16 protein-coding genes and 1 pseudogene are annotated in these 21,157 nt (G+C 58.7%); 7 read left to right on the top strand and 10 right to left on the bottom strand.

The annotated features are described in order from the left end of the window. The first annotated feature begins 68 nt into the window (after positions 1-68). The 6 genes from trmB to HMPREF1287_RS07570 all read left to right on the top strand — a co-directional run bounded on the left by trmB (position 69) and on the right by HMPREF1287_RS07570 (position 6,597). Positions 69-845 carry a tRNA (guanosine(46)-N7)-methyltransferase TrmB gene (trmB, locus tag HMPREF1287_RS07545; RefSeq protein ID WP_005285195.1) on the top strand — a complete coding sequence of 259 codons (777 nt, stop codon included), beginning with the start codon at positions 69-71 and terminating at the stop codon, positions 843-845. Beyond that, positions 846-1,439 carry an NYN domain-containing protein gene (locus tag HMPREF1287_RS07550; protein ID WP_005285198.1) on the top strand — a complete coding sequence of 198 codons (594 nt, stop codon included), beginning with the start codon at positions 846-848 and terminating at the stop codon, positions 1,437-1,439. A 14-nt stretch (positions 1,440-1,453) separates the two neighbouring features. Then, a complete protein-coding gene (locus tag HMPREF1287_RS07555; RefSeq protein WP_023019841.1) occupies positions 1,454-3,607 on the top strand; it encodes an MMPL family transporter in 2,154 nt (717 codons plus the stop codon). Beyond that, positions 3,608-4,636 carry a YbhN family protein gene (locus HMPREF1287_RS07560; protein WP_005279752.1) on the top strand — a complete coding sequence of 343 codons (1,029 nt, stop codon included), beginning with the start codon at positions 3,608-3,610 and terminating at the stop codon, positions 4,634-4,636. Next, complete coding sequence (locus HMPREF1287_RS07565; protein ID WP_005279751.1) at positions 4,633-4,971, top strand: DUF3054 domain-containing protein; 339 nt, start codon at positions 4,633-4,635, stop codon at positions 4,969-4,971. The genes HMPREF1287_RS07560 and HMPREF1287_RS07565 overlap by 4 nt, the downstream gene beginning before the upstream one ends. 282 nt (positions 4,972-5,253) lie before the next feature. Then, complete coding sequence (locus HMPREF1287_RS07570; protein WP_023018119.1) at positions 5,254-6,597, top strand: lipase family protein; 1,344 nt, start codon at positions 5,254-5,256, stop codon at positions 6,595-6,597. Positions 6,598-7,038: 441 nt separating this feature from the next. Here the strand turns inward: HMPREF1287_RS07570 and HMPREF1287_RS07575 are convergent, their stop codons facing one another. The 4 genes from HMPREF1287_RS07575 to HMPREF1287_RS12590 all read right to left on the bottom strand — a co-directional run bounded on the left by HMPREF1287_RS07575 (position 7,039) and on the right by HMPREF1287_RS12590 (position 8,919). Further along, positions 7,039-7,458, bottom strand: a complete 420-nt coding sequence (locus tag HMPREF1287_RS07575; RefSeq protein ID WP_005279748.1) for a hypothetical protein — start codon at positions 7,456-7,458, stop codon at positions 7,039-7,041. Between the two features lie 4 nt (positions 7,459-7,462). Next, positions 7,463-7,882: a hypothetical protein gene (locus HMPREF1287_RS07580; RefSeq protein ID WP_023018120.1), complete on the bottom strand. Its 420-nt coding sequence runs from the start codon at positions 7,880-7,882 to the stop codon at positions 7,463-7,465. A 12-nt stretch (positions 7,883-7,894) separates the two neighbouring features. After that, positions 7,895-8,368: a hypothetical protein gene (locus tag HMPREF1287_RS07585; RefSeq protein WP_005279744.1), complete on the bottom strand. Its 474-nt coding sequence runs from the start codon at positions 8,366-8,368 to the stop codon at positions 7,895-7,897. Between the two features lie 293 nt (positions 8,369-8,661). After that, entirely contained in the window at positions 8,662-8,919 is a 258-nt protein-coding gene (locus HMPREF1287_RS12590; RefSeq protein WP_034654528.1) for a hypothetical protein, read from the bottom strand. On the opposite strand from HMPREF1287_RS12590, the pseudogene HMPREF1287_RS12185 reads away from it, so the two are divergent. Further along, a pseudogene (locus HMPREF1287_RS12185) lies at positions 8,876-9,064 on the top strand (transposase); the annotation flags it as partial. The gene HMPREF1287_RS12590 and the pseudogene HMPREF1287_RS12185 sit on opposite strands and share 44 nt — an antisense overlap. A gap of 405 nt (positions 9,065-9,469) precedes the next feature. Here the strand turns inward: HMPREF1287_RS12185 and HMPREF1287_RS07590 are convergent. From HMPREF1287_RS07590 to HMPREF1287_RS07615, 6 genes are all read right to left on the bottom strand, one after another. After that, complete coding sequence (locus HMPREF1287_RS07590; protein ID WP_023018121.1) at positions 9,470-11,026, bottom strand: acyl-CoA carboxylase subunit beta; 1,557 nt, start codon at positions 11,024-11,026, stop codon at positions 9,470-9,472. Next, complete coding sequence (locus HMPREF1287_RS07595) at positions 11,001-15,761, bottom strand: type I polyketide synthase (RefSeq protein ID WP_023018122.1); 4,761 nt, start codon at positions 15,759-15,761, stop codon at positions 11,001-11,003. The genes HMPREF1287_RS07590 and HMPREF1287_RS07595 overlap by 26 nt, the downstream gene beginning before the upstream one ends. A 90-nt stretch (positions 15,762-15,851) precedes the next feature. Beyond that, positions 15,852-17,597 carry a FadD32-like long-chain-fatty-acid--AMP ligase gene (locus tag HMPREF1287_RS07600; RefSeq protein WP_023018123.1) on the bottom strand — a complete coding sequence of 582 codons (1,746 nt, stop codon included), beginning with the start codon at positions 17,595-17,597 and terminating at the stop codon, positions 15,852-15,854. A 59-nt stretch (positions 17,598-17,656) separates the two neighbouring features. Then, positions 17,657-18,577, bottom strand: coding sequence for a cutinase family protein (locus HMPREF1287_RS07605; RefSeq protein ID WP_023018124.1), 921 nt, complete (start codon positions 18,575-18,577; stop codon positions 17,657-17,659). 33 nt (positions 18,578-18,610) lie between these two features. After that, positions 18,611-19,138, bottom strand: a complete 528-nt coding sequence (locus HMPREF1287_RS07610) for a hypothetical protein (RefSeq protein ID WP_023018125.1) — start codon at positions 19,136-19,138, stop codon at positions 18,611-18,613. A gap of 2 nt (positions 19,139-19,140) precedes the next feature. Next, positions 19,141-21,090, bottom strand: a complete 1,950-nt coding sequence (locus tag HMPREF1287_RS07615) for an alpha/beta hydrolase-fold protein (RefSeq protein ID WP_023018126.1) — start codon at positions 21,088-21,090, stop codon at positions 19,141-19,143. Between the last annotated feature and the right edge of the window lie 67 nt (positions 21,091-21,157).

A 21,157-nucleotide genomic window follows, 5' to 3' on the forward strand; every position in this document is an offset into this window, starting at 1 on the left:
ATACGGCGGGGAAAATACCCGGCGCGGCATATTGCTTGCCATGCCTGGACAGGGAAAAATAGGGCGCGATGTATAGCACGGATAATTCTCAAAACACCCCTGCCGGAGAAATGCCGCCGGGTCGCCCGCCGCAAACGGACTTCAATGCGGTCTTTGATAATGACCTGGACTACCCGCGCCTGGGCAATGTCACCTTCCGCCGCGGCACGCTCACGGACAACCAGCACCAGCTTTTTGAGCAATGCTGGCCCGAGCTGGGCCGCGTCTTAAGCGATGAGCTTATCGATGTCGATGAGTGGTTCGGCCGCACCGGCGCCAAGACCATCGTGGAGATCGGCTCCGGCACCGGTACCTCCACCGCGGCCATGGCGCCGCTGGAGCAGGACACCAATATCATCGCGGTGGAGCTCTATAAGCCTGGCTTGGCCAAGCTCATGGGGCAGGTGGAGCGCGAGGGAATCGATAATATCCGCATGATTCGTGGCGATGGCGTGGAGGTCATGGTGCGCATGATCGCCCCCGAATCCCTGGACGGCATCCGCGTCTTTTTCCCGGACCCCTGGCCCAAGGCGCGCCACCACAAGCGCCGCATCATCCAATCCGGCACGCTCAATCTCTTTGCCTCCCGGCTGAAGAAGGGCGGCGTCCTGCACGTTGCTACCGACCACGCCGGCTATGCCGAATGGATAGATGAGCTCGTGCACGTCGAGCCCAGCCTGGAGTACAAGGGCTGGCCGTGGCCGGATTGCCCGCAATTGGTGGACCGCCAGATCATCACCAAGTTTGAGGGCAAGGGCCTAGATAAAGAACACGTCATTACTGAATACCTGTGGGAGAAGAAGTAAATGAGCACCTATCTACTGGTGTGGGACGCACCCAATATGGATATGGGGCTCGGCTCCCTGCTCGGCGGGCGCCCCACCGCGGCACACCGCCCGCGTTTTGATGCCATCGGCCGGTGGCTGGTTTACCGCGCGGTGGACGTCGATGCGGATCCGCAGGCCGCGGTCTTTACCAATGTCTCCCCCGGCGGTGCCGATGTGATTCGCCCATGGGTAGAGGCCATCCGCAATGTGGGCTTTGGAGTCTTTGCCAAGCCGAAGATCCACGAAGATGATGACGTGGATCCGGATATGATCGACCACATTGAAAAACTGCGCGATGATCTCGCCGGCGTCGTGGTGGCCTCTGCCGATGGCCAGAACTTTCAGCCCTTGTTAGAAGAGCTCATTGATGAGGGCCTTCCCGTTACCGTCCTGGGTTTCCACGAACACGCCTCCTGGGCCGTGGGCCACCCCGAGATCGAGTTCGTTGACCTAGAAGATATTGACGGCGTCTTCCGCGAGCCGCTGCCGCGCGTCAACCTGGATAACCTGCCTGAAGGTGGTGCATGGCTCCAGCCATTCCGCCCGCTGGCTGCGCTACTGAATAATAGCTAGGAGGCTTACCCCACATGTTTGAAAAATGGGGACGATTTTCCTACGCACACCGCAAGGTCATTCCCATCGTCATCCTCGGTGCCATCCTTGCCCTCTTCGTAGGCTTTGGAACCCAGCTCGAGGAACGCATGAGCCAGGAGGGCTGGGAGGACCCGAATGCGGCATCGACAAGCGCGGCGCAAATCGAACAAGAAACGTTCGGCCGCGATAATTCCGGCGACGTGATTTTGCTCTTTAGCTCGCCCGATGAGAATTTCGATGCCGCCAAGGAGCACTTGGCGCAGCTCAAAGAGGATTACCCAGATCAGATTGACTCTGTCACCAGCTATTTCGATAGTAAGAACCCCAACCTGGTCAACGATGATCACTCGCTGGCCTTTGCCGCTATTGGGCTCAAGGGCGATGATGAACAAACCCTGAAGGATTTCCGCGCCATCGAGGGCGCGCTGACGGATACCTCCGCGCCGGTCAAGGTTGCCGGCGCTACGGCCGTGGCGGACGCCCTCGATGAAGGCATGGCAGAAGATATTGCGCGCGCGGAAAAGGCCGCGCTCCCGCTCGTTGGCCTGCTGCTTCTGGTGGTCTTTGGTTCCGTAGTAGCGGCGTTCATGCCGCTTATCGTCGGTGGCCTATCCATCCTGGGTTCGCTGGGCATTTTGGCCATCCTGGCCGGTTTCCTGCAGGTCAACGTCTTTGCCCAGGCAGTGGTCACGCTGCTGGGGCTGGGCCTGGCCATCGATTACGGCCTATTTATGGTCTCCCGCTTCCGCGAGGAACTGGACAAGGGAAGCTCCACCAAGGATGCCGTGTCCACCACCACCGCCACCGCCGGGCAGACCGTCGTCTTTTCCGCGGCGATGGTCGCCGTCGCGCTCTCCGGGCTCTTCCTCTTCCCCCAGGCCTTCTTGAAGTCCGTTGCCTATGGCTCGATTTCCGCCGTCGGCCTGGCGGCCCTGCTGTCCGTCACCGTCTTGCCGGCCCTGTTTGGCATGCTCGGGCCCAAGATCGACCTGTGGTCGGTGCGCCGCACCTCCCGCACGGCCCGCACCATTCAGGACACCTGGTGGTACAAGCTGCCGCGCTGGGCCATGCGCCGCGCCAAAGGCCTGACCCTGGCCATCTGCGGCCTCCTCATCGCGCTCGCACTGCCGATCATGAGCATCACCTTCGGCGGTATCAACGAGACCTACCTGCCGCCCAACCATGACACCCGCGTGGCGCAGGATACCTTCAACGACGAGTTCCCAGCTTTCCGCACCGAGCCGGTCAAGCTCGTGGTGGAAGGCGCCACCAATGAGCAGCTTGTCGATGTCGTCATGCAAGTCCGCGGCCTCAACGGCCTTACCGAGCCCATGGGGCCATCCACCGCCACCAAGGACGGGACCACGGTCCTTTCGGCCGGCATTAAGGACCGCGAAGACTACGCACGGATCGTCCACGAACTCGAGGATGTTAAAGCGCCCGAGGGCGTCAACCTGTATGTCGGCGGCACTCCAGCCATGGAGGTGGAATCGCTCGATGCACTCTTCCACAAGCTGCCGTGGATGGCGCTGTACGTCGTCCTCGCCACCTTCATCCTCATGGCATTAGTCTTTGGCTCTTTCGTGCTGCCAATTAAGGCCATTGTCATGACGCTTCTGACCCTGGGTGCCACCCTGGGCATCCTGACGCTCATGTTCGTCATCGGCGTGGGCTCTGGCGCGCTGAACTTCTCGCCCGGCCCGCTCATGAGCCCCATTCTGGTGCTCATCATCGCCATCATCTATGGCCTGTCCACCGACTACGAGGTCTTTTTGGTCTCCCGCATGGTGGAGGCGCGGCGGCGCGGCGATTCCACGGACGAGGCCATCGCTGCAGGCACCGCGCATACCGGCGGCATCATCACGGCTGCGGCCCTGATCATGATCGTGGTGGCGGGGGCGTTCGGCTTCTCCGATATCGTGATGATGAAATACATCGCGTACGGCATGATTTTTGCGCTGCTTATCGATGCCACAATTGTCCGCATGCTCCTCGTCCCCGCCGTTATGCACCTACTGCGCGAAGATAACTGGTGGGCGCCTAGCTGGCTGCATCACATGACCACTAGGCTTTCTGGTGGTTCCACCCGCCGTGGGAAGACCATTCCCTTCAGTGAATTAAAGCGGCGCCTTGAAGGAGATAAATAATTGAAAAATTGGCTGCAAGTTATCGCCTCGCTCATAGTCCTGGCCATCCTCATCTATGTCTTCCGCGATGAGCTGGACTTTTTGAGCGAAGGCTTCTCACGGCTCTCCCACGCCGAACCGGGGCCGGTAACCCTCGTGGTCGTTGCCTCTATTATTTCCGTCGTGGCGATGGGCGAGGTCATGCGCCTGCTCATCCGCGCCGGTGGGGTGGAGGTTGAGGCCACGGAAACCGCCGCCCTTACCTTTGCATCCAATTCCTGGTCCACCACCATGCCCGCCGGCCCCGCCTTTTCTGCCATTTTGACCTTCCACGTGCAGCGCACCTGGGGCGCCTCGGTGGTCCTGTGCGGTTGGTTCTTCGTGCTGTCATCGGCCATTTCCACCTTGTGGCTGGTGCTTATTGGGCTTGGCGGCGTGCTCTTCCTTAACGCCGATATGGCCCTGTGGTCCCTCATCGGCACGTTGGCGGTAATGCTGGCGCTCTCCGGCGGGCTCTTCTGGCTAAGCAACAACCCCGAAACGCTGGAGCGCTGGGTAAAAAAGCAGCGGCTGGTAAAAGGCTCGAAGCGCGAAGCCCTGCTCGAGCACGTGGAAAGCCTCAAGGAAGTGCACCTCACCCGCCGGCAATTCGCCTGGGCATCGTTCTACTCCTTGGCCAACCGGTTAATCGACATGGTCGCGCTCTGGGGCTGCGTATGGGCCGTAACCGGCCAGATGCCCACGACCGATTCGGCCGATAACACCACCACCATCGCCGGCGTCGCGCTGGCTTATCTCACTGCCAAGCTGGCCGGCTCCGCTCAAGTCACCCCGGCGGGTCTCGGCACAGTGGAAGCAGCGATAATCGCCACGCTCGTGGCCACGGGCATGACCGCGGTCGATGCCACCAGCACGGCGATCATCTACCGCCTTATCTCTTTTGCCTTCATCACCGCTATTGGCTGGGTCATTTATTTCTGGCACTATGCCCGCAAGGGCATTACCTACGCCGCGCTATCCCGTAAAGAAAAAGAAAAGGAAACCGTATGACTTCCACGCGTATTGCTCCACTCATTGACATCATCGCCTTGATGATTTTTGCCATCGCCGCTCGCCTCGCCCACGGTGGCCTGAGCTTTTCCGGCTGGGTCGATGCCTTCTGGCCCTGGGCGGTAGGCGCACTCATCGGCTGGGCCATCATCCTCGCCACCAAGGTCCAGGGCAAGTGGAAAGAGGGCGTTGTAGTCTGGCTGTCTGCCATCATCGGCGGCATGGCGCTGTGGATCATGGTCAATGGCCGCCTGCCCCACTGGAGCTTCCTCATCGTTGCGACCGTGATGTCCGCCCTGTTCTTCTTTGGCTGGCGGCTATTTGCCCGCAAGTAGCAGATCGTAAAAAGCGACTTACCCTAGAACGCGCATCAGTCAAATCAATTCAGCAAATTTTTGACTTCAAGCCGTCAACCCTACCCCTTATGGGGGTAATCAGCTCGAAATAGCAGTTACAACTAATAGTACGGGAAAAGCTTTTAGTGAATAATTGCCCGTATCCGAGTACAGAACTTCAAAATCGGATACCACTCAATTATCCCCACAAGAAGTTGAAAGGTTCCCGTAGTGAAAGCTGCAACACGTAATTATCTAGCGCTTGTGGCTTCAGGGGTTCTCATGACTGCCGCTTCCCCTGTCGCCGGCGCTATCGATTCCGCCGAATCGGCTCCACCAGTTGAAGAGCATTCAGAACTTCCAGAATCCTCTTTTATTGACGAGGCACTTAAAGGCGCAGGATCCGCTGAAGATTCACAAGAGGCGAAATCAATGGCCGAAGAAGCCTCCAAACTCCCTCCCCTTTCATCAGGGCTCTTGGGCCCAGGTGACCATATCGGAGATCAATACACCGCTTTCTACCACGATCCAGTAGAACTCGACTCCTCGGAGCCTGGACAGCTCTTCCGATCAGAATCTGTGCGCAACCCCAAAAATCCACTTGGCATCAGCAACGTCGGCCCTTATAAGGCAGACCGCATACTCTATTCTTCCACCAACCGTTCTGGAGAAAAGATCCAAGTAAGCGGGATGGTCATTGAGCCTAAAACCGAGTGGGGCGGAGAAGGCCCACGCCCTGTCGTGGCATTTGCACCGGGTACTCAAGGATTAGCGGACCGTTGTGCCGCCTCCCGTAAAATTGCAGACGGGGTTGGAGACTACGAGCAGTTCTATTTCCATCAGTACCTTAAGAAGGGCTATGCTGTAGTACTCACCGACTACGAGGGCCTTGGCACCCCTGGCATGCACACGTACATGGATCGCGCATCCCAAGGCCATACAGTCCTCGACAGTATTCGAGCTGCGCAGCAACTAGAAGGCTGGGACATTAACGAAACCAACCCAGTATTTATCAATGGCTACTCCCAAGGCGGTGGAGCTGCTGCCGCTGCTGCCGAGCTATATGATGACTATGCTCCGGAGCTCAACATCAAGCTTGCGACTATCGGTGCTGCGCCAACAGACCTTACGCTGTTGCCTTCTACCCTCGACGGCTCCTTGTATTTCCTCTTCGAGTCGTATGCCCTTCTAGGGCTAAGCAACTCCTATGGCGAGGATCTGTACTCGCATCTCAATGACCGGGGCGCAAGAAAGCTACAGGATGCGACGAATACTTGTACTATGGGGCTCCTTAAGACCGCCGGCACTACCGTTGAGCGGATCAGCAACGATGGCAGAACCGTGCAAGACTTCATTGACAGTGAGCCTTTCAAATCGATGCTGGCAGAGCAGCATATTGGCTACGCTGCTCCCGCGATTCCAGTCGTCATTACGCATGGCCGCGGTGATGACGTGATTCCGTACTCTACTGCTGAACAGCTCGTAAATGAATGGACTGAGCGCGGCGCCGATGTCACTTTCATCCCAAATAACGCCCACACTCACCCGACCGGCACTATTCCGCACATCATCGAATCAGTAAAAGCTATTGACGCTGCGCTACAGCACGAGGAGGGAAGCCAGTAAATACTGCTCCCTTACGCCATGAAAAGGCTCCGATGGGGTTGCCCGTTAAGTGAAAAAGCTTTCCTTTCCGATCTCGTGGGGTAACCATGAAATAGTTGAACTCGGTCTTTCTTCTCTAGCATGAAACTAGGCGCACTAGCGGCCATAGGTCGCGATCAGGGGCGTGAACACCTGTGAGCAGATAGCAGGGCGCTTTTGTCCGGCAATGCGCCGGCGCATTCGCGTATCAGTATGAGCAACAGAACGCGCTCAAAACGTTAGGGCGTGCACATGCAAACGAGCACTAGGACGTGGCAATCACACGGGGCAAGGAGGTCGCGGGCGCGACTTCCGCGGCAGCACCAAACCTATAACTACTCGTAGTGGATTAATCGTCGCATCCTGTTTTCAAAAACTCATCGCACTTGTTTGCTCACACCGAGAGTTTCATTGGCTAGCGACCTACTGTGGATGCTCTTCGCTATAGCGCAGCAAGGTTTCCGCAACAATCTGGGCTCCAAGTAAAGCTTCGTCACGCAGCTGTGCTTCGGAGTACTCAACGCCTTTGATGATTCGATGCTCAGCGTGGATAACACTCGCAGTCTGCTGGTCTGCACGGAAAACAACCGGCCACAGCGCACGATTATTAAAGTCGCTGATCCAATTAAGATCCGCTGCTTCGGACTGACGAGCCTGGATCATCCCACCAATACCAATGTTCGTGTCCTGATCAACGATGTAGACAGGAACCCCATTGACCTGAGTCAGCAATCCACCAGTCGACAGCTGCGAGCAGCTAAGCCCCTGAGTAGAAAGTGCCTCCCCAATAGATTCGACGGATGCTTCACGCAATGCTGGCTGCTTCTTTCCAAACAATCCCATGGTCTTACTCCGCCCCTTCAAAAAGTTCTTCGATCGTTCCCAGCGCATCGAACCCAACCTGCAGGCTAGCGTCGATGAGCGCATCCAGCTGAAATTGGGACACGCCTTGGGTGAAGTTGAAGTGATTGCGGAATACAATCGTCCGGCGTCCCTCGATGAGGTTAGGAACCACTTTGCCGAAAGCCAGGTTGTCATTCGTCGCATTAATAGCGTTCATTGCCACCAGCTTCTTATCCGACGGGATTGCTCCAAAAGACTCAATGCGAACAGTGAAATACTCACCCTCGGGAACGAAGATGGCAACACCTTGCGGAAATTGGGAGCCCCACTCGCCGTTTTCCTCTCCCGCAGAAATCTGCAACGTATTCAGAGACTTGACGAGCATGGGAGTAGAGAAAGTGGTGATGTCTTTATATGAACTCATTTTGCTCCTACTTTACAAGAGGTTCTCTAAAGGGAGATCCTTATTGATCCAGATTCTTTCCTTAGCACGCTCATTTAAGTCCTCATAGTAGCTTAAGAAATCTCCGATGGACTGCGCTTTTGCATCTGTAGCTTCTTTTGCTCCAGCCCATACAATTTTGTCCGGTTCGGAAAAATCTGCTTTAAGGATCGGATAGTCGCCGGCTAATGTATCGAAAACAATCGAATCAGCGATTTCGTCGTATAAATAAGGTGACCATGTATAGCGTTGGTAGCCTGCCTCATATCCTACGATTGCCGTCTGTTTTAGGGCTTTAACACGGAGGATAAGGGCGATCTCGAAATGAGAAGGACATTGCACTATAAATAATGGAGCTATATCTGTCTTGTTTTTATAGCTGTTTTCTTCAGCTATCCATTTGTTTAGTGCCACCGACAGCTTTATTGCTAATCGGCCAATATCGATTTGTTCGATATCTATCCACATAGATCTTCCATTCCGCACTTCAGAATTTGGGCCTGACCCCGGAAAGTAAACGCATTGTTCTCTTAGACGGCCACACCATCGCGTGTGAACTGTTCCCAGTACGTAGCATGGTCGTAGATTACAATTGTGCCAGCCCGACCGGGCCAGGTATCAGGTAGCCACCAAACAGAGTTCATCTCCGAGGGCAGGAGAGCCCGGAATCCACGCCAAACAACGCAGAAATAAACGATGCCAAAGCGTTACGCCAGGTTGACGACAAGGCTTAGCGTCCGGCAGACGATTTTACTCGCCGGTTATTCCTGATGCCTGTTTTTGATGCGATTGACCAGTACTGCTCCAACTATGGTGAGCAGTATGAGGATGAGAAACCCGAGGATCGACTTGTTTGCGATGCCGACATAACCTGAAATTGCCAGCCCAAATAGTGCAACGACAATCGCATTAGGAGATATTTTATGCCTGTTCATTAGGCCTCTTTCACACTTGATCGTTAAATGGGCCTGACCACCGACAAAACGACTGAATCCGGAAATCCGGCGGCGTACCGACATTGTAGGGCTCTTCCTTAGCCGCAGGTCTGTGATCCGCGCGGTCGGCTCTATTCTAGCCGAACAACATGATGATTGGATCCAGCAAAAGCGCTACATGTCTGTCCTCGATTCAGAAAGAACAGATACACCACTTCTACGGACTTGACCATCCCCGCCACAAACAGAGTATCGAGGATGATTTTTACTCATCCTTTCATCGTGATCCGAACCGGCTAGCACAGCAGGAAGTTGTGTACGGTATTTCCCAGTCAAAGACCGGTTATCACCGTAGAAGAGTGAAAAGGGCTAGTACCACTAGCCCAGACCCACTAACGAGCCAACCTCAACCACGCATCCTGCCGTCTAGCCTCGGAGCCTTAAATCTGTGCGAACGTTCTCAGCTTAGAACGGCAGCTTGAATGGCACGCCTGCTGCGATCTGGTTGTAGGCCCAGTAAATGTAGCCGATGATTTCACCAATCAGGTCGAATGCGCTGGACAAAGCAAACAAGGTTTTCTCCTTCAACTGTCACGAAACTCTTATTTGGGTATCGTAACGCCATAGCACCGCGTTACATCGGTGCAATATTGTGCTTTTTGGGCAGGTCATGCGCAGACTTTGTGGCCAATTGCCGCAGCGCCTGGCGCAGGGCAATGCGCGATTGATTCGGTTGAATCATGGCATCCAAGTAGCCGCGTTCCGCTGCCACGTAGGGTGCCGTCATGGTCTCATCGTAGAAGTCCATGAACATCTTCTTGGTCATCTCGCGCTGCTCTGGGGTCTCGGCGGCCTCGAGCTGCTTGCCCGCAATCATCACGACTGCTGCGGCCGCACCCATGACGGCGATCTGCGCGGTAGGCCACGCCAAGTTAATATCGCCGCTCAAGTTCTTCGACCCCATGACGGCATAGGCGCCGCCGTAGGCCTTGCGCACGATGAGCGAGACCTTCGGCACGGTCGCTTCCACGACGGCGAAGGCGAATTTCGCACCGCGGTGAATCAGACCCACCTTCTCCTGCTCCACGCCCGGTAGGTAGCCCGGCGTATCGACGACGAAGACGAGCGGGACATTGTAGGCATCGCAGATGCGAATGAAGCGCGCGCCCTTATCGGCGGCATCGGCATCGATGCAGCCGGCCAAGTGCATGGGGTTATTGGCCACAAAGGCCACCGTTTTGCCGTCGATGCGGCCAAAGGCGGTGATCATATTCGGCGCGAAGTTTTCTTGGATTTCGATGAGCTCATCGTCATCGCCAAGCTGGGTGAGCAATTCCATCATGTCGTAGCCGGCGTTGGTGTCATCCGGCATGAAGGAATTCAGATCCTCGTCCTCGGTGATTTCGGCATCAGAAGGCGCGGGAAAGGTCGGCGACTCATCAAAGCAGGTCAGCGGCAGGTGATCCAAAATATCGCGCACCATGTCAAAGGCGTCTTCCTCAGAATCCACCACGGCGGAGACGTTGCCGTTGAGCTCCTGCTGGCGGGCGCCGCCCAACTCAGCGGAGGTGACGTCTTCACCGGTAACCTCACGGATGACATTGGGGCCGGTGACATACATTTCCGCTTCCTCATCCACGGCGATGACAAAGTCAGTGGTCACCGGCGCGTAGACCGCGCCGCCGGCGGATTTACCCATCATGATGGAAATCTGCGGGCTGCGGCCTGATAGCGGCAGCTGGCGGCGGGCGATTTCGGAGTACATCGCCAGCGAGGTCACGGCGTCTTGAATGCGGGCACCACCGGAATCTTGGATACCGATGACCGGGCAGCCAATCTTGATGGCCATATCCATGATCTCAGTGACCTTCTTACCAAAAGTCACACCCACGGAGCCGCCGTAGACCGTCTTATCGTGGGCATAGATGCACACGGGCCGGCCGGATACGCGGCCATAGCCCGTGACCACGCCATCGGAATAGATGGCCTCCGGGTCACCCGGGGTCTTGCCCAAGGAGCCGGTTTCGACGAAGGAACCTTCATCCAAGAGCTCGTTGATGCGCTGGCGAGGGGTGGTACGGCCTGCCTCGTCGCGGCGTGTGCGGGAACGCTCGCTGCCTGGATCTTGCGCCTCTTCTAGGCGCTTGCGCAGGTCAGCGAGCTTCTCAGCGGTTGTTTGCTTGGCCGCCACGTATCTTCTCCTCGATCCAATCGTTCATATGCTTGCCCACGGTGCCAATGGCTGGCTCGTCCGGCACTGCCAAGTGATCGCCGGGCAGCTGCACAATATCTAGATCCTTAACGATAACGCCCCAGCCGCCATCCGGATCAACCTCAGCGTAGCGCGGCTCCAGCTCGATCGCACCGTCATGCATCCGCTCGGAGCGGAAAAGCAGCACGGGGACGCTGACATCGGCCCAGCGGTGGAAATCGATCTTGGCCAGAATCTGGTTATCCACGAAGGACGCCCGCTGGTGCTCCAAGACGCCGGCGGATAGGCCGTGTTCGGAGGCATCCGTCGTGGCCAAGAATTCCGCCAGCATGGTCATCAGGGCATCCTCGCCCATGGTTTCCAGCATCTCGTACGGAGGCTCGAAGTCCAGGCCATAGGTCTTCTTGGCAAAGGCGGCGTAGCGCTCCCACCGGGCGCGGGTTTCTTCCGGCGTATCCGGTGCCGGGTGGGAAGGCTGCGTGGTATCGAGCAAGGCGATGAACGCGACCTCGGCGCTCTCCTCCCCGCGCTTGCTGCGCTCTGCCAGCTGGTAGGCCACCTCATAGGCCAAGGCGCCGCCAAAGGACCAACCGCCTAGGACGACCTTGCGGCCGCGCGCATAGCGGACGATGTCCTCGATATAGGCGGCGGCTCGCTCTTCTAAGGAGCCTTCAATCCTTTCGACGCCGTAGACGGCGACATCCGCTGGCAACCGGCGGGTCAGTGGCTGATAGACCACCGTGGTTCCACCGGCCGGGTGGAACATGAATACGGCTGGCCCATCGGCCTCGCGCAGGACGCGAATATTTCCCTCCACCTCGGTCTCAAGGCCCTCACGGACCAGATCAGCCAAGGTTTCCAGCGCCTCAGCGTCGAGGACCTGCTGCGCGGTGACGTCGATGTGGGCGCGCTCGCGCAAGCGCTTGGCAATCTGCGCGGCCACCTCCTCAGAGATTTCCGGAAGCGGCGAGGTCACGCCCGCCGGGGCCTTGCCGGTAATGCTTGCCCATGTGCCAAAGACCATGCGCTCAGAGGCATCGCGAGGGGCAACGCCCACACCTTGCTCGGAGGCCTCCACAGTCTCGTCTGCTGCGGACGCGGGCTCTGTAGCTGTCGGTGCAACGTCGGCGCTAGCGTCACTGTTATCTATGCGGCCGCCGGCAACGGCCTCCTCGACCATGGTGATGACGTCTGCTAAGGAGGCATCGCGAAGCGCCTGCACCTGCAGCGGTGGAATCTGAAAGTCATTTTCCACGCGGTTTTTAATGCGCATGCCCATCAGGGAATCCAATCCCAGGTCAATCAGCGGCAGCTCGCGCGGCAGATCCGAGACGTCATAGCCCATGGATTCGGACACGATAAGCGCCAGGCGGTCCTCGACGGTCTCTTGGCGCGGATCCCAGCGCACCGCGTCTACATCCGCGTCATCGGCAGTCGGCTCCGGGGCGGCGCTGCCCTCTGGCACCGCTGCAACCCCAGGGATCGCACCCGCGCCCAAGTCCAGGCCGGAGGCAAAACCTTCCGCCAAGAGCTCCGTCCTGGTGTCCTGCACGCTATAGACGGCGATGGACATGCCGCCGATGGACGTGGTGACGACGGTGGTAATTTCCCCGTACGGCGGGAGATCGCGGTGTTCCTCCGCGGCCACGATATGTGCCCCAGGCTGCACTGCTTCTGCGGCGGCCTCCACGATAGCCAGCGCGGACGGGGCTTGGTCGGCGTTGGTGGAAAAGGCCACCTTGCCCTCCGGCAGGTTCACGCGGGTACCGGGCAGGCCGGAGACCCCAGCCGAGGGCCGCGCATTGGTCCAGAAGCGCTGGCGGTTGAACTGGGTATACGGCGCTTCCGTCTGCGCGCCCGAGCCCACTACGGCGGCGAAATTCACCGGGGTTCCGGTTACGTAGAGCTTGCTCAATAGATCCAACAAGGACTCGGTGGGATCCACCTTGCGCTTTAGGCTATACAGCAATTGCGCATCGGCCTTGCCCACGGCAAACGCGGTAGACATAAGCCCCATGAGCGCCACCGGGTTCGGCGAAATCTCCACCAGCTGGGTGTGGCCTGCGGCAAAGGCCTGTTCCGTAGCGTCCTGCAGATACACAGGGTAGCGGGTCATGCGCAGCCAGTAATCCTCATCGTGGACGGTGGCGCCGGGGCGGTAGACCTCACCCTTATCCACGGAGGAAAAGAGCGTCGTATGCAGCGGGCGGGCTTCCATACCGGCGATGGCTGCTTCGAGCTCGCCCAAGATCGGATCGACGGCGGAGGTATGCCCCGCCGCCTTCACGTTGAGGGCGCGGGCGAATTTTCCTTCCCCATCGAGTTTTTCCACCAGGTCCAGTACCGCCTGGCGCGGCCCACCCACGGTGGTCATGCCGGGGCCGGTATAGACGGCTGGTTCGATGGATGCATCGAGGGCAGCGATGTCTTCGGCGGACAGTTCAACTACTGCCATGGCGCCTTGGTCGGCCTCGCTTAGCGATGCCTCTCCCTCGCCCATCAAGCGCGCGCGGTGGCAGGCGATGGTCATCGCGTCCCGCGCGGAAATGCCACCCGCGGCATAGGCCGCGGCGATCTCACCCATGGACATGCCCATAACGCCCGCCGGGCGCACGCCGAAGGAGGCCAATAGATCCGTTAGCGCGATCTGGATGGCGGTGATGGCAACCTGCGCGGTTTCCGTGTCATAGGTTTGGGAATCGTCCTCAACAATGTCCAGGATCGACCAGCCAGATTCGAAATCAACGACCTCGTCGAGTTCTTTGAGCCGCGCACTAAACAGCGGCGACAGGGCAATCATGTCCTTCGCCATCTTGCGGTGTTGGGAGCCGAAGCCGGAATACACGAAGACCGGTCCCTGCACCTGCGGGGAATCCGCCGCGGCGATGCCTACAGACACCTTGCCCTCGGCCACCTGGCGCAGGCGCTTAATGGCCTCTTCAATGGAGCTGGCCATGACGACGGCGCGCGAGCGCGCGTGGTTGCGGCGCGCGACCGTGCGCGCTACATCGGCCAAGTCTGGCTGTTCTGCCTCTAAGAAATCCGCGAGCAGCCCCGCCGCACGCGCGCGGCGAGAAGGCAAGAGGCCGGAGACAGGCAACGCCACCGTGCCGGTGGATAGCTGCGGCTCGCTGGTACGCGGGGTGCCCGGGTAATCCGTCAAGACGACGTGGGCATTCGTGCCGCCAAAGCCAAAGCCCGACACGCCGGCCACCTTTTTCCCGGAGTATTCCGGCCACTCGCGCGGGTCTTCAACGACCTCGAGGCGCTCGGCCACGAAATCGATATAGCGGTTCGGGCCAGCGTAATTGATATTCGCGGGAATAATATCGTGCCGCATGGCCTCGATGACCTTGATGAGGCCCACGACGCCCGCGGCGGATTCGGAGTGGCCGATATTGGTCTTGGCAGAGCCCAAGAGCACGGGCGATTCAATGCCGCGCCCAGCGCCCAGCACGCGGCCGAGCGCGCTGGCCTCGATGGGATCGCCCAAGATGGTGCCCGTACCGTGGGCCTCCACATAATCCACGTCCTCGGGCGCCACGCCCGCATCCGCGTAGGCGCGGCGCAGCACGTCTTCTTGCGCTTCTGGATTGGGTGCGGTCAGGCCATTCGAGTGGCCATCAGAATTGACGGCAGAGCCCTTGAGGACGGCTAGGATTTCATCGCCATCGGCCTCCGCGTCCTCTAGGCGCTTGAGCACCAGCACACCGGCGGCATCGGCACGCACGATGCCATCGGCGTCATCGGAAAAAGCATGAATGGCGCTGGTAGGAGAGGTGACACCCAATTCCGAAAAGGCGGTGGAGGCGTGCGGAGCGGCCAAGATATTCACGCCACCTGCCAGCGCTACATCGGCGGCGCCGGTGCGCAGATCCTTGATGGCATGGTCGACCGCAACCAAGGAAGACGAGCAGGCCGTGTCCACATTGATAGACGGGCCGCGGAAGTCCAGGGCATAAGAAATGCGGTTGGCAACAATTGCCGAGGAATTACCCGTAAGCGCATAAGGGTGCATCTCCGTGGGATCGGCCGTAATCAGCATGCCGTAATCATTATTGGTTGAGCCCATGTACACGCCCGTGTGCGTGCCGCGCAGCTCATTGGCAGGAAGACCAGCGTTCTCCAGCGCGTGCCATACCAACTCGAGCAGGATGCGCTGCTGCGGATCCATGTTCGCGGCCTCCAACGGCGATAGGCCGAAGAACTCCGCATCAAAGGATGCAACATCGTCGATATAACCGCCATCGGTATTTTGCTGCGCGATCTTCTCGCTCATTACCGGATCGGCGCTGTATTCAGACCACCGCCCCACCGGCAGCGGACCAGTACCCGCGCGCGATTCCGCGAGCATGGTCCAAAATTCCGGCACGTCTTTGGCACCTGGGAAACGACCGGACAAGCCGATAACCGCAATATCAGTACCCTGCGCAGCGCGAGTCGAGCGCTGCACGCGCGGGGCATCGTCGCGCCGCCCCGCGGGCTCAGTGAGCAGGCGATTGGCTAGGAGCTCAATCGTGGGGTACTCATACGCCACCGTGGCATCGAGCCGCGTGCCTAAGAGATTTTCTAATTCACCCGATAGCACTACGGCATCTCGTGAGGAAAGACCATAATTTTCCAGTGGGGTGGAATCTAAAATCTCTGTAGCGGCAACGCCCGTGGCCTGGGATACCCAGTCACGCAGCCATGCACGAAGTTGCTCGATGGTCATAAACCGTCTTTCCTAGTGGGGTTAATAGAACGACAAATACCTATATCGCTCTATTTTGTCACCTTGTTAACTTAACGTCCGAATCCGGCTTTAAGCTTGGTAGTCCTTTTTTGCCACGCGGCGGGCAATCTTATGCGAGGAGGTGCGCTTAATTTCTCCCGGCGCCTTCCACACGATATCGCTCGGGGTAATGCCGTGATTCTTCGTCACGGCCGTGCGAATCGCCTCACCGGCGGCGGCGTCGCCAGATGGATCCGCGTCATCGGCGCGCTCCACCAAGAGCACCAAGGACTCTGAGCTCTCACCCTCCACGGCAAAGGCGGCGATGGAATCTGGGCGCACGTGCGCGGATGCGTCCTGCACGGTGCCTTCAATATCTTGCGGGTAGTGATTGCGCCCGGCAACGACGATGAGATCCTTAAGCCGCCCGGTGATATACAGTTCGCCCTCGATGATGGTGGCGAGATCGCCGGTGGCCATCCACCAATCATCCTCCGGCAAGCCATCCTGGATGCGCTCGCCCAGGGTATTGCGGAAGGTAGTTGCGGTTTCTTCTGGGCGGTTGAGATAGCCCGTTGCCATATTTTGCCCATGCACCCAGATTTCACCAATGGTGCCCTCTGGGACCTCGGCCTTGGTTTCAGGATCCACGATGGCTAGGTGCTGGAACGAGACGCCCTGGCCATTAGAGGCGAAGGCAACCGTTGCCGCAGACTTTTCTTCAATAACCGCCTTACCGTCCGCCAATTTCTCGCGGTTGAAGTGGGAGATGATCGGGCGCTTGTCACCCTGTGCGGTAGAAACGATGAGGGTGGCTTCCGCCAAACCATAGGAAGGGCGCAGCACGGAGCGCTCGACGCTGAAGGTGTCCAGGAATTTCTGCACCGCCGGTTCCGTCACCGGCTCAGAACCAATGAGGATGCCATCGACGTTGGAGAAATCCGCGTCCTTGCCGTAGCGCGCGGCCAATTCCAGGGCGAAATTGGGCACGGCGGTATAGGTCTTCTTATCCTCACCCGGCTGGCGGCTGATGCGCTCAACCCACCGGTTGGGGTGCTGGATAAAATCGCGCGGAGTCATCAAATCCAATTCGATGCCCAGAATCGTGGTAAATAGCGCCAAGATGATGCCCATATCATGGTGCATCGGCAGCCACGAGACCACGCGCGGCGGAAACTGCATGTTGATCGCGCGGAAGATCTGCAGCACATTGACCAGGATCGCGCGGTTGCTCAGCTCCACGCCGGCAGGGGTGCGCGTTGAGCCAGAGGTGTACTGCAAGAAGGCGGTGGACTCCACGCCCTCGCTTGCAACCGGCTTCCACGACGCCGCCAAGGAATCTGGCAGCGCATTGATGGAGATGACGCGCGGGCGCTCGCGCTCGGTGGAGAAATAGGTGCGCACCGCCGCGGCCGATACGCGGTTGGTCAACACAACGGTGGGCTCACAGTCAGCAAAGACCGCTTTGAGGTGATCCGCGTGCCCCGGCTCATTCGGATCATAGAGCGGAATCGGGGTCATGCCTGCATACATCGCACCCAAGAAACCAAAGAGGTACTCCGGGGAGTTGCCCGCCAGGATGGCCACGCGGGTGCCGGGTTCTGCAACCTGTTGCAGGCGTGCTGCCACCACTTTGATCCGCGTATTGATCTCTTGGCGGTTGAGCTCGCGGGAAGTGTCTCCCTCATCGTAGATCCACTGGCGGATTACAACCTGCGAGGTATCCGTCTCTGCTTGGTAGAGGTTCTCCGCCAGGCCCGCCAAGGTGAGCTCTGCCGGGAGGGCGATATTGCCCTCGGCGTCAAAGAACTTCCCCATGAGTTGCTGTATATCCATCGATTCTCCTTTGGTAAATGGTTTTGTCTTAAAAAATATCGATGTGTTAGCGCCTCATGTTACACGGCGTCGATGACCCGGTGGGCCCAGTCCACGACCCACTGGTTCGCAGTAGTCCCATCAATCACGCCGTCATTGCTGGCGTACTGCGCGTGCACCCCATTGGCCCCGATCAAATCCTTGGCGCGTTCCAAACCATTGCCCACGCCGGTGGGCGCATCGCACACGGAGTCATCCGGGGCACAAATCTGGAAGGTCCTATCCGCGAGTTCACCGAAGCCGTGCGGGCGCGCACCGCGCATGGTAGCTCCGGGCACGATGGGTTGGACGAGCCCGGAGACGGGCTCCAAGGCAATTTCGGCACCGATTCCGCCGAGCGCGTGGCCTGGATTTTGGCCCACGCCGTTTTCACGCCGGCCATCTGCGATCAGCGCCACGCCCGCGATATTTTCCGCGGGGATCACGCCTTCGCCACCGCCAATATCATCGGCCACATCGCCGGCGATGACCGCACCTTGGGAAAATCCGCTCAAAATGAACTTGGTCTGTGGGCAGCTATCGTGCATGCCGCGCAGCTCTTCATTCATCTTCGCGGTGCCCTCATTGCGGGAATCGTCGTAGCTCATCTCCTCCTGCGCATTGATATTTTTAAATTGCGCAGTATAAGGAAGGGTCCACACCTTCACATCATCCCCGTAGGCCTCCCGCAACGGCTGCGTAATAGACAGCATGAACGAGCGCGGATTAGCAGAAGGGTTCAAGGGATCATCGTCTGCCGCGGATTCCCAGGTGCCTGGCGCGGAAATAAACTCCACTGCTGGGCACCAATCCGGCTGAGATGGTTCCGGTGGTGCCGCAGACTCTGACTCCTCGGGGGCGCTAGGCCCCGCCGAGTCCGAGGTCGTGAGGTAGTGCACCGCCCCCGCGCCGATCACAACGAGGAGGGCGAGGACGGCAACGACGGTAATGATTTTTCGCATGAACTAGTTGTACCCGGAAAACCTCAAAGGAAGCTAGCAAAGGGCTGAACGTGCGTTGTCCTGCAGCAGCTTGGTGAGCTCGTCAAAGTCCTTATCAGAGCGTTGCTGTTCAATCAGTTGCCCGGCCACTGCGGGAATGGTGATTTCATCTTCGCCGCAAGCGCCCTGGCCAGCACCGAGGAGCTGATCTTCTACCCCATTGACGTTCACGCCTGCATCCTTCAACGAATCCAGATACGCAGCCTCTTCCTTGGGCAGCTGCGCGGATGGGATTTCAGAGATCTCACGGGCGCCGCGGTCCTCCGGGGAGTTCGCGGAACCAGAGCCGTTCCGCGGCTCCGCGGAATCCTTGGAATCGTCCTTGGACTCGGAGGGCTCCTGCGAGGAGGAAGCACTGCGAGATGCAGACTCGCTACTGCTCGTGGTCGATTCTTCGGAGGTCTTTTCGCGCGACAGCGGCGCCACCGAAGTGTCATTGCCGGAGTCACTATCCACGGTGGCAGAGTCACACCCTGCCAAGCCGAGGCATAAGACCGCTCCTACGAGGGCTAATTTACGCATGCTTACTTCTTTTCAGTCTGTACGCGGCCCATGACTTCACTGATCGTTCCGTGCTGGAACTCCTGCTTCAATCCACCAGCTGCGATTTCGGAGTAATCAGAGGTGGGCCAGCCAAATTCGCCGTGCTCCCAGCCCTTCTTACCCCATTCATCCATGATGGCGCCCTTCAAGATGTAGTGCGCGCCGGATTCTGGGGACCAGTAGATGGAGCCATGTTCAAACTCCTGGAAGAAGCCGCCCTCGACCTTCTTCTCGCCGTCCGTGGGGAAGCCCAGTGGGGATTCGACACCGCCCATATCCTTGTACTTTTTGCCAATGGCACCAAAGGACACCTGGTTCTTGCCGTCCGGGTTGCGGGTCAGAATGCCGTTTTGGAATTCCTGGGTAAAGCCTTCGCCCACCTTCTTGACCGCGCCGGTCGGGTACTTCAGATCGCCGCCTTCGTAGCCCTTCTCGCCCCACTTCTTAAACATGTCGCTGGTAATTTCCCAGGCGCCGGTCTCTGGGCTCCAGTAAATGGAACCGTGTTCAAAGTGCACGAAGCGTCCCTTGCCATCTGGCGTCTTAAGTTCATCGGACTTCGGGAAGCCCAACCAGGAGGTAGGGCCACCGATTTCCGCATAGCGGGCGCCAATGCGGCCGTGCAGGGCGTGCGCACCGGTCTCCGGGGACCAGTACGCCGTACCGGTTTCGAAGTCTTGTGCCTTGCCCTTATCGGCAACGTCATATTCGTTATTCAGGCAGGAACCGATGTGGCCTTCCTTGGTGGCCTTGGCGATCTCGCCTTCGGTCTGACAGTCCGCACCGCGGTCGGCCTTGTCAATGTTGAGGGCATCCGCAATGTAGGGCCATGCATTTTGCATCTCAAATTGCCAGAATTCCCAGCTGTGCACGCCGGAGGGGCGGAATTGCACCACAGGCTCCACATTGGCGCGCTTCGCGTAATCCACGAAGGTCTGGGTGGACATACGGGAGATGACCTCCAAGCCCATGCCGGCCAAGCTTGCCTGGCCCTTGGCCACGGAGGTGGCATTGCCAAAGTCATCCTTGCCGTTACCGGCAGAGACATAGACCTGCATGTCCTTGAGGTTTTCGATGCCCAGCTTTGGATCGTGGTCAATCCAGTCCTGCGAGCCCGGCTCGCCCCACATCTTGCGGGAATCGAAGCCACCGGCATCGCGCTGCGCAGCCATGATGGCCTGCGGCATGCCGCGGGTGGTCGTATCAAGGTAGCCGGAGAACGAGCCCACGAAACCAAACAGGTACGGGTTGCGCTCCGCCAGGTTGATCGCAGCGGTACCGCCCATGGACAGCCCAGTGACCGCGCGCTTCTGGTTGGAGCGGTATTCCTTATCCAAGATGGGAACCAATTCCTTGGTCAGGAAGGTCTCCCACTTGTAGTTCTTGCCTGCATCCGGCTGCTGCCAGTCGGAGTAGAAGGAGGATTCGCCGCCCACCGGCATGATGAGGTTGACGTTGCGGTCCGCGTACTGGTTGAGGATATTGGTCTCAATGGTCCAGCCGGACTCGTCATCGCGGGCGCGCAGGCCGTCGAGCGCCCATACCTCAGGGAACTTCTTTTCCGGCTGCGAATACCAGTCGCGCGCGAGCTGGATCTGCACCTTTTGCTCTTGATCCGGCATCGCTGCGGACTTGATATAGACCATCAGGTGGCGGTTGGACAGGTACTCCACACGGTTGATCTTTACGCCATCCGGCAGGCCCTCTACCTCTGGGTACTCGGTCTCCACTGGGGTACGAGCCGGCGGATCCTTGGGCGCAAAGTGGTCAGACAGGCTGCCGCCACCGCCTGGCTGAGCAGAGCTAATATCACCAAGTGAGCTTTGGGCTGTGGCATTGGGCAGCAGGGCCAGTCCAACGGCGATGGCGGTCGGTACGGCTGCTACCGCAAGCCCCTTGCGGGCCTTGCCCGGGGAAGTGTTTTTGCGCATAGGTAAACGTCCTTGAAGATTTACCGCGGCTACATTCCGAAGGTTCCCCTCCTCCGGACTGCCGCCT

The organism is Corynebacterium sp. KPL1986 (assembly GCF_000477975.1).
Taxonomy (GTDB): domain Bacteria; phylum Actinomycetota; class Actinomycetes; order Mycobacteriales; family Mycobacteriaceae; genus Corynebacterium; species Corynebacterium accolens.